The organism is Stenotrophomonas sp. YJH_SMC_133, from assembly GCF_059370655.1.
This window is the reverse complement of the sequence record NZ_JCAFTW010000012.1, coordinates 63,768-75,704: the sequence shown is the minus strand read 5'-3', so window position 1 is coordinate 75,704 and position 11,937 is coordinate 63,768. Positions and strand designations below refer to the sequence as shown.

Here is an 11,937-nt window from a genome sequence, read left to right as displayed (position 1 = left end):
TTGCCTGATGCGTACGTTGGCGCTGGGCCTGCTGCTGGCGGTGCCGTCGTTGTGCTTCGCGGCGGCTGAAGCGAACACCCAGGTGCCGCCGGGCAGCCGCCACTACGCAGCGACGACGGTGCCGGACCGCATTGTCGCTTCGCCGGCAGTCGATCCCGGCCATGGGTTCGCCGTGGCCTGGCGCACCGACGGCAGCGTGCAGGCGCCGCTGCTGGAGATTGCCCTTGCCGGTGATTCACCGGCCATCGAGGGCATCCGCCAGGTGCGCGCCACGACCCGCGCGCTGCAGACCGAGAACGGGCTGTCGCACCACCACCGCGCTGATGTCAGCGGCCTGCGGCCCGATACCCTGTACGTCTACCGCGTGCAGGGCAACGGCAGCTGGAGCGCCTGGAACCAGCTGCGCACGCTGGCTGCGCCCGACCAGCCGCTGACCCTGCTGTACTTTGGAGATACCCAGAACAAGAACGTGAGCCATGTCAGCCGCGTGGTGCGCGCCGCGCAGAAGGCCGCACCCGAGGCGCGCCTGAGCCTGTTCGCTGGCGATCTGGTCAGTGGGGGCGATGGTGCCGATGACAGCGAGTGGGGCGAATGGTTTGCCGCCGCCGGTTGGCTGGCGCAGGAAACCCTGGTCGCGCCGGCGATCGGCAACCACGAGTATGTCGAGGAGTTCGAGGACACTCCGCAGGAACGCCGCGTGCTGGGCAGGCACTGGCCGGTGACGTTCGCGCTGCCGGGCAATGGGGCATCCGCCGCACAGCAGACCAGCTACTGGTTCGATGCGCAGGGCGTGCGCGTCGCCGTGGTCGATGGCACGTCGGCACTCGACCTTGGCACGGCCAAGGCGCAGGCCCAGTGGCTGGACAAGGTACTGACCGGCAATCCGCAGCCGTGGACGCTCGTGCTGCTGCACCAGCCGTTCTATTCGCCGCGCGAAGGGCGCGAGAACGGCGCATTGCGTGACGTGCTGCTGCCGGTGGTTCGTCGCCACAACGTCGATCTGGTGCTGCAGGGCCACGATCACACCTATGGCCGCCGTGGTGAAGGACAGGCCGCGACGCCGCAGTATGTGGTGACCGTGGCGGGGCCGAAGCAGTACCGTCTCTCCGACGAGGCACGTAGGACGATGGATCCGGTGGCCGAGGACACCCAGCTGTTCCAGGTGTTGCACATCGATCCGCAGCACCTGCGCTATGAAGCCCGCACGGTGACCGGGCGACTCTACGATGCCTTCGAGCTGCGTCGCGACGCCAAGGGCGGCAAGCAGCGCACGGAGCTGACCGAAGGCCGCATCACGCCGCGTGACTGCCCGCGCGCGCAGACTGCCAAGGGCCGCGCCGATCGCTGCTGGGAATGAGGAGGAGATCCAGATGAAAACCGTACACCGTCTTGTCCCCATGGCTGCCATCGGCGGGGCCCTGCTCCTGCTCGCGACCGCGGTGGCCGCCGCCGATGGCGTGCTGCACCCGTTCCTGGTGGCGCAGCCGAAGCAGGCGCCGCAGGAAGTGAACCTGGCGGTGGAGATTCCGGCCGGCAGCTTCACCAAGTACGAGATCAAGGAGGACGGCCTGGTGCATGTGGATCGCTTCCAGTCGATGCCGGTCGCCTATCCGGCCAACTACGGTTCGATGCCGCGCACGTTGGCTGGCGACAACGATCCGCTGGACGCGCTGGTGCTGACCCGTGAACCCCTGCATCCGGGCGTGATCGTGCGCTTCCGGCCGATCGGCTACCTGAAGATGGTCGACGGCGGCGAGCACGACGAGAAGATCATCGGCGTGCCGACCGACAAGGTTGACCCGACCTACGCCAACATCCGCGACCTGGCCGATCTGCCGGAGATCGAACGACAGCGCATCGAAGCGTTCTTCCGGGTCTACAAGGACCTGCCGGCCGGGCGCAACCCGGTGCAGCTCAACGGTTGGGGCAACGCTGCCGAGGCGCGGACGCTGATCAGCGAAGCGATGAAGCGCTTCGAGAAATAGATCCACGCCATGGCTGGATTCAGTCCAGCAACGTCTCGATGAACAACTCGGCCTGCAGGCGGTCGCCCAGTACCCGGGCCACCGCCTGTACGGCTGCCTCCCGGTGTTCAGGACGGATGCCGCCATCGTCATCGTCGTTGTAGAGGTCATCGCCGGCATCGAGGTACACCGTGCCTGCAGCAGCCAGAGCCGCCATCAAGGTTGGCACATCGGCAGTGATCTCGCCGGCATCCAGCAGGCCGGCACCGTGGTGGCTGAACAGCACACGGCCGTCGTCCAGGTTGAGGATGAACGGATCAGCGCCACGATCGGCAATCACCAGCCAGTTCGATGGCCAGTCGTTGATCCGTTCGCCGCTGACGCCATGCCATCGATAGCCGGCCTGCTGGCTCCACAGGCGCTGCAGTGGCGGTATCCAGACATCAAGGCCGGGAACGGTGATGCCGGCGCGGCCAACCTTGGCATTGATCTCTTCGCCCAGCGGCCCGACCTGCGCGTAGAACGACGCCAGTGCCGTGGGCAGCGGGAACGGGCCCTGCCAGTCACGCTCGTGCTGCGCATGCAGCAGCCCGAAGCGGGCGAATGAGGCGTGCAGATCATCCATGTCAGAGTCCAACGGGTAGCGGCCGTGCAGCCTGGCAGACGGCGTCTGCGCGCATCCCCTTCACCACCGCTGGCTATCATGTGCGCCTTCCACAACGAAGGCAGTACCTGTGTCGGTAGCGTTGGTATGGTTCCGCCGTGATCTGCGGCTGCAGGACAATCCGGCCCTGCAGGCCGCGCTGGATGCCGGCCACGACGTGGTGCCGGTCTACATCCATGCGCCGCACGAAGAAGGTGAGTGGGCGCCGGGTGCCGCCTCCGATGCGTGGCGCCACCGTTCACTGGCCGCGCTGGATGCGGACCTGCGCACGCGCGGTTCCTCGCTGGTGCTGCGCAGTGGTGACAGCCTGCCGGCCCTGCAGTTGCTGATCGCGCAGACCGGCGCCGAGGCGGTGTACTGGAACCGCAAGTACGAACCGGCCACCCAGCCACGCGACGCCACCATCAAGCGCATGCTGCGCGAGCAGGGCATCGACGCGCAGAGCTGCAATGGCAGCCTGTTGTTCGAGCCTTGGGACATCGCCACCCAGCAGGGCCAGCCGTACAAGGTATTTACGCCGTACTGGCGCAATGTACTCAGTCATTGGCGCCTGCCGGCACTGCAGGCCGCACCGGAAGCACTGGCGCCGCACGCGGTCGACAGCCTGGCATTGGATGATCTCCAGCTGGCGCCGACGCTGGACTGGGATACCGGCTTCTGGGAGCACTGGCAGCCGGGCGAAGCCGGTGCGCTGGAAGCACTGTCCGTCTTTGAAGACGGTGCCCTGCGCGGGTATCGCGAGCAGCGTGACCTGCCGGACCGTGTCGGGACCTCGCGGCTGTCGCCGCACCTGCATTTCGGCGAAATCGCACCCTGGCGGATTGCCCATGCGCTGGAAGGGCTGCGTAGCGCCGGCACCGACGCCGACATCGACGGCTACCTGCGCCAGCTGGGCTGGCGTGACTTCGCCTACCACCTGCTGCATCACTTCCCGAAGACGCCCACTGACAACCTCAACCCGCGTTTCGATCGCTTCCCATGGGCAACGCCCAGTGAGGCGCAGCTGCACGCCTGGCAGCGCGGCAACACCGGCGTGCCGATCGTCGATGCCGGGCTTCGCGAGCTGTGGCACACCGGCTACATGCACAACCGGGTGCGGATGATCGTGGCCAGTTACCTGTGCAAGCACCTGCGCGCGCACTGGCTGCATGGCGCACGCTGGTTCTGGGACACCCTGGTCGATGCCGACCTGGCCAACAACACCATGGGCTGGCAGTGGGTGGCCGGGACCGGTGCCGATGCGGCACCGTACTTCCGTGTGTTCAACCCCGTGACCCAGGCCGAGAAGTTCGATCCGCAGGCACGGTACATCAGCCGCTGGGTGCCCGAACTGGCCGCGCTGCCGGTGAAGGCCCGGTTTGCGCCCTGGCAGCATCCGCTGCTGCTGGCGACACATGCCCCGGGCTATCCGCCTACGCCGCTGGTGGACCTGGCCGCGGGCCGCGACGCCGCATTGGCGGCTTACCGCCAGTCGGGGGCGGGGTAAAGGGCGACCTGGGCGATCTGGTCAGTTAGCTGAACGCGGCCCTGTCGGTGAGCCCGATCATCATTCCGGCATCGCATCGGGCTGTTTATTCTCTTTGCGCCCGCAGGCCGCCGGCCGACCGGAAACCAAGGAGAACCTCATGATCCGCAACACCACCCGCAACGTCGCACTGGCCCTGATGAGTGCGGCCGTCCTGTCGGCCTGCGCCACCGGCGGCTCCTACGTACAGAGTGACCAGTACGGCAACCCCACCGAGCAGCAGAACCGCACCGGGCGCAACGCCCTGATCGGTACCGCCATTGGCGTGGCAGCCGGCCTGCTGACCGGCGACAGCGCCACCGAGCGCCGCCAGCATGCCCTGATCGGCGCCGGTATCGGTGCGCTCAGCGGCGCCGCCGTCGGCCAGTACCAGGATCGCCAGGAACGCGCACTGCGCGAGCGCACTGCCAACACCGGCATCGATGTGCAGCGCCAGGGCGACAACATCATGCTGAACCTGCCGGACGGCATCACTTTCGACTTCGGCAAGTCGACCCTGAAGCCGCAGTTCTACGGCGCGCTCAATGGCGTGGCAGGCACCCTGCGTGACTACAACCAGACCATGATCGAAGTGGTCGGCCACACCGACAGCATCGGCAGCGATGCGGTCAACAACCGCCTGTCGAAGGAACGTGCCGACTCGGTCGCGCAGTACCTGATCGGCCAGGGCGTGCAGAGCGTGCGCATCGAAACGCTGGGCGCCGGCAAGTCGTACCCGATTGCCGACAACAGCACCGACGCCGGCCGCGCCAAGAACCGCCGCGTCGAGATCCGGGTGATTCCGCTCAAGCAATAACGCGTAGCGTTACTGCTTGAGCCGGTCCGGCCATCGGCCGGAACGAAAATGCCGCCCTTGCAGGCGGCATTTTTGTGGGTGCCGAGCGTTGCTCGGCACGCCGAAAGCGCATCCCTCTGTAAGCCATGCCGACCAAGGTCGGCAATTACCAGGAGATGGGTAGGCGCTCTTGTTGCAGGCTACGCCGCCGAAGCGGCCACCTTCTCCAGGATCCGCTTGCCGCTGCTTTCCAGTGCGGCGTCTTCCTTTTCCTTCTGCTGCTGCGCCAGCTTCGCACCCGGACACTGCGCCAGCATGTAATTGGCGTCGAAGTTGAGCTTTTCGACCAGGAAGTCGACGAACGCACGCACCTTTGGCGAGACCAGGCGGCCGCCGGCGAACACGGCGTTGAAGTCCACTTCCGGGCCGGTCCAGCCGGCCAGCACGCGGCGCACCATGCCCGATTCAACGAACGGCTTGGCCATCACGTCGCCGGTCAGCAGCAGGCCTTCGCCACAGACCAATGCACCATTCAACGCAGACATGTCGTTGGCGGTCATCAGCGGGGTGACCGGGAAGTCACGCAGCTCGCCGCCGTTCTCGCCCAGCTGCCAGGTGAAGCGCGGCGAATTTCCGGTGTGGTACGGCTTGCGCATCGCCAGGATGCGATGGAACTGCAGCTCTTCCGGATGCAGCGGCTCGCCGTAGCGCTCGATGTAGGCCGGGCTGGCGAATACCTGCGTGCGCAGGCTGCCCAGCTTGCGCGCGACCAGGTTCGAATCGGGCAGGGCCCCCACGCGCAGCGCAAGGTCCGCTTCACCTGCAATCAGGTCCAGCTTCTCGTTGCCCATGTGCATGTCCAGGCGGATTTCCGGGTACTGCGCATGGAACTGGCCCAGCAGCGGGGCGATCCAGGTGATGCCGATCGAATAGGGCACGGTGAAGCGCAGCCAGCCGCGCGGGCCGGACTGCAGCTGGCTCACCGCGCTCTCGGCCTCTTCCAGTTCGCGCGCGATGCGCTGGCAATGTTCGTGGTAGATCGAACCGGCTTCGGTCAGGCCGAGGCGGCGCGTGGTCCGGTGCAGCAGGCGCGCGCCCAGGCGCGTTTCCAGCTCCTGCACTTTGCGGCTGACCGTGGTCTTGGGCAGGCCGAGCGATTTGGCAGCGGCAATGAAGCTGCCTTGCTCGACCACTTTGACGAAGATCAGCGTCTCGTTGAGATCGTGGGACATGGTCGGGGATCCTGGACGTCGGGGATGGGACAATCGTGACAGAACGATTGGACCGGGAGCGGGATGATTATTCCCCTTAATCAGGACTAATCAAGTAAAGGTTTGAGGTCTATCGTGGCGCCATTCGTTAATTGGAGCCCGTCCGCCATGAGCCTGCGCAACATTCTTGCCCGACTCCGGAACGCCGGCCAGAACACCCTGGACCTGGCGATGACCGTCGAAGCCCGTCCGAGTTCCTTGGTACACAAGGACTTTCGTGAGTTTACCGCGCCCATGCGTCAGCAGCGTGGCGGTGCCATCCGCCTGGCCCCTCACAAGGGTGACCGCCTGCGCCGAATCGGGACTATCCCGGATTTGGGAGGAAATGTCCCGTGAATGGGATGCTGACGCCTGAAGTCCTGGTCCTGGGCGGCACCGGTGCCGTCGGCCAGGGTGTGGTTGGCGCGCTGCTGGAGGCCGGCAGCCCGGTACTGGTTGTCGGCCGCGATCCGGGCCGGCTGGCGGCGCTGCACGAGCAGTTCGCTGACGAGCCGGGCCTGGAGACGCTGCTGGGGTCGCTCAGCGACGACGGATCGGCGCGCGCGCTGGCCGAACGCATCGCGCAGCGCCCGCGCCCGTTGGCGGCGGTGATCGCCGCAATGGGTGGACCGTACCGCCGCGGTCGCGTGGTCGACCGCAACGGTGACGAACTGATGGGCGCGATGCAGGCCGATCTGATGCCGCACGTGCACGCGGTGCGTCACCTGCTGCCGCTGCTGCAGGACAACGTGCATGCGCGCCGCTACGTGATGATCGGCAGCCCGGCCAACGCCAAACCATGGGCGGGCTACGGCGAGACCTCGATCACCACCGCCGCGCTGCGCATGTACGCGCAGGTCGTGCACCAGGAAGCGCAGGCGCTGGGCGTGCGCGCGCAGATGCTGGAAGTCTGCAGCCCGGTGTGCACCCCGGCCAATGCGGCCAATGCCTGCATCGAGTGGCCCAGCTCGCTGTTGGTGGGTCGTCGCGTTGTGTCGCTGCTGGATGGTTGCCGCGACAACCGTGCCATCGTCCGCTGTGACAGCAGCGATGCCGAACTGCCGCGCGGCCTGCTGCACCTGGAAGTTCCCCCTTTGTGGCGCGATACCGCAGGCGTCGCTTGACCTCGACCATGGTTGAGGTCGCAGGATACGCCGCCGATTTTTGCAACACGTTCTCGTATAGCTGTACCACCCCTCCGTACGGATGCATGCCATGACTTCCCCCAATACCACCCCACATCGTTTCGGCCATCGCATTGCGATGGTCGGCGTGTCGATCCTCGCCGCAGCCGTGCTTGCGGCCTGCAGCGGCGGCCACGCCGAAGAAGCCGGTGCACCGCCGCCGCCGCAGGTCAGCGCCGCGCCGGTACTGGTCAAGCAGGTCAGCCAGTGGGACGAGTTCAGCGGCCGCGTCGAAGCGGTGCAGAGCGTTGAACTGCGCCCGCGCGTGTCCGGCTACATCGACAAGGTCAACTACGTCGAAGGCCAGGAAGTGAAGAAGGGCGAAGTGCTCTTCACCATCGACGCGCGCAGCTACCAGGCCGAGTACGATCGAGCGGCTGCCGAGCTGGCCCGCGCCCGCACCCAGGCCACGCTGGCCCGCAGCGAGTCCGAGCGCGCCAAGCGACTGTCCGAGCAGCAGGCGATCTCCACCGAGACCGCCGAACAGCGTCGCGCGGCCGCCGACCAGTCCGGTGCCGCCGTGCAGGCCGCGCAGGCTGCGCTGGACGCGGCCCGGCTCAACCTGGAGTTCACCAAGGTGCGTGCACCGATCGACGGCCGTGCCGGTCGCGCGATGGTCACCGCCGGCAACCTGGTCACCGCCGGCGACAGTGCCAGCGTGCTGACCACGCTGGTCTCGCTGGATACCGTCTTTGTCTACTTCGATGCCGACGAAAGCACCTTCCTGCGCTACGCCCAGATGGCACGCAAGGGCGAGCGCCCGAGCGAGCGTGACAGCGAACTGCCGGTGAAGGTTGGCCTGTCCGGCGAAGAGGGCTACCCGCACTCGGGCAAGGTCGACTTCCTCGACAACCAGGTCGCCCGCAGCACCGGCACCATCCGCGTCCGCGCACTGCTGGACAACGCCGACCGCCAGTTCACGCCGGGCCTGTTCGCCCGCGTGCAGCTGCTCGGCAGCGGCCAGTTCCAGGCGCTGCTGATCGATGACAAGGCCGTGCTGACCGACCAGGACCGCAAGTACGTCTACGTGGTCGACAAGGATGGCAAGGCCCAGCGCCGCGACATCCAGCTCGGTCGCACCGCTGATGGCCTGCGCATTGTCGAACACGGCCTGGCTGCGGGCGACAAGGTGATCATCGACGGCGTGCAGAAGGTCTTCATGCCGGGCATGCCGGTGCAGGCCAAGGCGGTGGCGATGCAGCCACAGCCGGCGCCGGCACCGGGCCGCGATGCCACCGCCGCCCTGAAGCACTGATCCGCGTCCCCGCTTAGCTGCCGGCGCCAGCGGCAGCCTTCCCTGCCTTCGTCATTTCGGCGAGGGGCAGGGTGGCTGTTGCCCGCCGAATGCCTTTCCCAGGAATTCCTCCATGGACTTTTCCCGTTTCTTCATCGACAGGCCGATCTTCGCGGCGGTGCTGTCGATCGTGATCTTTGCCGCAGGCCTGATCACGATTCCAATCCTGCCGATCAGCGAGTACCCGGAAGTGGTGCCGCCGTCGGTGGTCGTGCGCACGGTCTATCCGGGCGCCAACCCCAAGGTCATCGCCGAGACCGTCGCCACGCCGCTTGAAGAAGCCATCAACGGCGTCGAAGGCATGATGTACCTGAAGTCGGTCGCCGGTTCCGACGGCGTGCTGCAGATGACCGTCACCTTCCGCCCGGGCACCGACCCGGACGCAGCGGCGGTGAAGGTGCAGAACCGCGTGGCACAGGCGCAGGCGCGCCTGCCCGAGGACGTGCGCCGGCAGGGCGTGACCACGCAGAAGCAGTCGCCGACCTTCCTGATGGTGGTGCACCTGACCTCCCCGCAAGGCAAGTACGACACCCTGTACCTGCGCAACTACGCCCGCCTGCACGTCAAGGATGCGCTGGCGCGCATTCCGGGCGTTGGTGATGCGCAGATCTTCGGTGGTGGCGACTACGCCATGCGCGCCTGGCTGGATCCGGACAAGGTGGCTTCGCGCGGCCTGACCGCCAGCGACGTGGTGCGCGCCATGCGCGAGCAGAACGTGCAGGTGTCGGCCGGCCAGCTCGGCGCCGAACCGCTGCCGGACAGCAAGTTCCTGACCCTGATCAATGCCCAGGGCCGGCTGAAGACCGAAAAGGAATTCGGCGACATCGTGCTCAAGAGCGGCACCGATGGCGAGATCGTGCGCCTGTCCGACGTGGCCCGCCTGGAACTGGGTGCGGGTGACTACACCCTGCGCTCGCAGCTGGACGGCAAGAACGCGGTCGGTATCGGCATCTTCCAGTCGCCGGGTGCGAACGCGCTGGAAATCCGTGACCAGGTCATCTCGACGATGGACGAGATGCAGAAGACCATGCCGGCCGACGTGAAGTACGAAGCGGTGTATGACACCACCATCTTCGTGCGCGACTCGATCAAGGCCGTGGTCTCCACGCTGCTGGAAGCGATCGCGCTGGTGGTGCTGGTGGTGATCCTGTTCCTGCAGACCTGGCGTGCCTCGATCATCCCGTTGATCGCCGTGCCGGTGTCGGTGGTGGGTACCTTCGCCGCGCTGTACCTGCTGGGCTTCTCGATCAATACGCTGAGCCTGTTCGGCCTGGTGCTGGCGATCGGCATCGTGGTCGACGACGCGATCGTGGTGGTGGAGAACGTCGAGCGCAACATCGAGGAAGGCCTGTCGCCCACCGCCGCGGCCCACCAGGCCATGCGCGAAGTGTCCGGCCCGATCGTGGCGATCGCGCTGGTGCTGTGTGCCGTGTTCGTGCCGATGGCGTTCCTGTCCGGTGTCACCGGCCAGTTCTACAAGCAGTTCGCGGTCACCATCGCCATCTCCACGGTGATCTCGGCGATCAACTCGCTGACCCTGTCGCCGGCCCTGGCCGCGCGCCTGCTGAAGGCCCACGGCGCACCGAAGGATGGCCCGAGCCGCCTGATCGACCGCCTGTTCGGCTGGGTGTTCCGCCCGTTCAACCGCTTCTTCAAGTCCAGCTCGGAGAAGTACGAGCGTGGCGTGGCCCGCATCCTCGGCCGTCGTGGCGCGGTGTTCGTGGTCTACGCGATCCTGCTGGTCGGTACCGGCGTGATCTTCAAGCTGGTGCCGCCGGGCTTCATCCCGACCCAGGACAAGCTGTACCTGATCGCCGGCGTGAAGCTGCCGGAAGGTTCGTCGATCGCGCGTACCGATGAAATGCTGCGCAAGGTGGCCAAGATCGCCCAGGAAACCGATGGCGTGGCCCACACCATCTCGTTCCCGGGCCTGAACGCGCTGCAGTTCACCAATACGCCCAATACCGGTGTGGCGTTCATTCCGCTCAAGCCCTTCGCCGAGCGTCATGGCCGTACCGCTGCGCAGATCAATGCCGAGATCAACCAGAAGATCGCCGGCCTGCAGGAAGGCTTCGCCTTCGCGATGATGCCGCCGCCGATCCTCGGCCTGGGCAACGGCAACGGCTATCAGATGTTCATCGAGGACCGCGGCAACCTGGGCTACGGCGCGCTGCAGAATGCGGTGCAGGCGATGCAGGGCACCGTGGCGCAGACGCCGGGCATGGCCTTCCCGATTTCCAGCTACCAGGCCAACGTGCCGCAGCTGGATGCCGAGGTCGACCGCGTCAAGGCCAAGGCACAGGGCGTGCAGCTCACCGAACTGTTCGACACCCTGCAGACCTACCTGGGTTCGGCCTACGTCAACGACTTCAACCAGTTCGGCCGTACCTGGCAGGTGATCGCCCAGGCAGACGGTCCGTTCCGCGAGACGGTCGAGGACATCGGCAAGCTGCGTACCCGCAACGACCGCGGCGAGATGGTGCCGATCGGTTCGATGGTCACCATCAAGCAGACCTTCGGCCCGGACCCGGTGCTGCGCTTCAATGGTTACCCGGCAGCGGACCTGGCCGGTGAAGCCGACCCGCGCCTGCTGTCCTCGGCCGAGGCGATGACCAAGCTGACCGAGATCGCCGGCAAGGTGCTGCCGGTGGGCATGACCACCGAATGGACCGACCTGAGCTACCAGCAGGCGACCCAGGGCAAAGCCGCCTTCATCGTGTTCCCGGTGGCGATCATGCTGGCCTTCCTGGTGCTGGCCGCGCTGTACGAGAGCTGGTCGCTGCCGCTGGCGGTGATCCTGATCGTGCCGATGACCCTGCTGTCCGCGCTGTTCGGCGTCTGGCTGACCGGCGGTGACAACAACGTGTTCGTGCAGGTCGGCCTGGTGGTGCTGATGGGCCTGGCGTGCAAGAACGCGATCCTGATCGTCGAGTTCGCCAGAGAACTGGAGATGGGCGGCAAGGGAATCGTTGAAGCTGCGCTGGAAGCCTGCCGCCTGCGCCTGCGCCCGATCGTGATGACCTCCATCGCGTTCATCGCCGGCACCGTGCCGCTGGTGCTGTCGCACGGTGCAGGTGCCGAAGTGCGCTCGGTGACCGGTATCACCGTGTTCGCCGGCATGCTGGGCGTGACCCTGTTCGGCCTGTTCCTCACCCCGGTGTTCTACGTGGCCCTGCGCAAGTTCGTCACCCGCAACGGTGGTGGCCAGCTGGTGCAGCACGGCGAGCCGACCATCCACCACCACTGACATGGAACCCCGTCGCCGCCGGTCAATGGCCGGC

At 66.6% G+C, this 11,937-nt stretch carries 10 protein-coding genes; 8 read left to right on the top strand and 2 right to left on the bottom strand.

Annotated elements, in window-relative coordinates:
- Nucleotides 1-7 precede the first annotated feature (7 nt).
- Both AC5P78_RS17200 and AC5P78_RS17195 read left to right on the top strand, forming a co-directional pair.
- On the top strand, nucleotides 8-1,357 hold the full coding sequence (locus AC5P78_RS17200; RefSeq protein WP_194434588.1) for a purple acid phosphatase family protein: 1,350 nt from the start codon (nucleotides 8-10) through the stop codon (nucleotides 1,355-1,357).
- Nucleotides 1,358-1,370: 13 nt separating this feature from the next.
- Nucleotides 1,371-1,985: an inorganic diphosphatase gene (locus AC5P78_RS17195; protein ID WP_012479786.1), complete on the top strand. Its 615-nt coding sequence runs from the start codon at nucleotides 1,371-1,373 to the stop codon at nucleotides 1,983-1,985.
- A 19-nt stretch (nucleotides 1,986-2,004) separates the two neighbouring features.
- On the opposite strand, the gene AC5P78_RS17190 is transcribed toward AC5P78_RS17195, so the two are convergent.
- Complete coding sequence (locus AC5P78_RS17190) at nucleotides 2,005-2,589, bottom strand: hypothetical protein (RefSeq protein ID WP_049459591.1); 585 nt, start codon at nucleotides 2,587-2,589, stop codon at nucleotides 2,005-2,007.
- A 109-nt stretch (nucleotides 2,590-2,698) separates the two neighbouring features.
- On the opposite strand from AC5P78_RS17190, the gene AC5P78_RS17185 reads away from it, so the two are divergent.
- Together AC5P78_RS17185 and AC5P78_RS17180 are read left to right on the top strand one after the other, a co-directional pair.
- Nucleotides 2,699-4,114, top strand: a complete 1,416-nt coding sequence (locus AC5P78_RS17185) for a cryptochrome/photolyase family protein (protein ID WP_044569857.1) — start codon at nucleotides 2,699-2,701, stop codon at nucleotides 4,112-4,114.
- A 139-nt stretch (nucleotides 4,115-4,253) separates the two neighbouring features.
- On the top strand, nucleotides 4,254-4,949 hold the full coding sequence (locus AC5P78_RS17180; protein WP_005409106.1) for a YiaD family glycine zipper/OmpA-like lipoprotein: 696 nt from the start codon (nucleotides 4,254-4,256) through the stop codon (nucleotides 4,947-4,949).
- Nucleotides 4,950-5,128: 179 nt separating this feature from the next.
- Here the strand turns inward: AC5P78_RS17180 and AC5P78_RS17175 are convergent, their stop codons facing one another.
- A complete protein-coding gene (locus tag AC5P78_RS17175; RefSeq protein WP_005409107.1) occupies nucleotides 5,129-6,160 on the bottom strand; it encodes a LysR family transcriptional regulator in 1,032 nt (343 codons plus the stop codon).
- A gap of 147 nt (nucleotides 6,161-6,307) precedes the next feature.
- Between AC5P78_RS17175 and AC5P78_RS17170 the strand changes: the two genes are divergently transcribed.
- From AC5P78_RS17170 to AC5P78_RS17155, 4 genes are all read left to right on the top strand, one after another.
- Entirely contained in the window at nucleotides 6,308-6,535 is a 228-nt protein-coding gene (locus AC5P78_RS17170; RefSeq protein WP_005409108.1) for a hypothetical protein, read from the top strand.
- The gene (locus AC5P78_RS17165) at nucleotides 6,532-7,302 is read left to right on the top strand and encodes an SDR family NAD(P)-dependent oxidoreductase (RefSeq protein WP_005409109.1); all 771 of its coding nucleotides are present in this window, start codon (nucleotides 6,532-6,534) and stop codon (nucleotides 7,300-7,302) included. Before AC5P78_RS17170 ends, AC5P78_RS17165 begins: the two co-directional genes overlap by 4 nt.
- 91 nt (nucleotides 7,303-7,393) lie before the next feature.
- A complete protein-coding gene (locus tag AC5P78_RS17160) occupies nucleotides 7,394-8,617 on the top strand; it encodes an efflux RND transporter periplasmic adaptor subunit (RefSeq protein WP_005409110.1) in 1,224 nt (407 codons plus the stop codon).
- A gap of 112 nt (nucleotides 8,618-8,729) precedes the next feature.
- Nucleotides 8,730-11,903: an efflux RND transporter permease subunit gene (locus tag AC5P78_RS17155; RefSeq protein ID WP_099497829.1), complete on the top strand. Its 3,174-nt coding sequence runs from the start codon at nucleotides 8,730-8,732 to the stop codon at nucleotides 11,901-11,903.
- Nucleotides 11,904-11,937 lie beyond the last annotated feature (34 nt).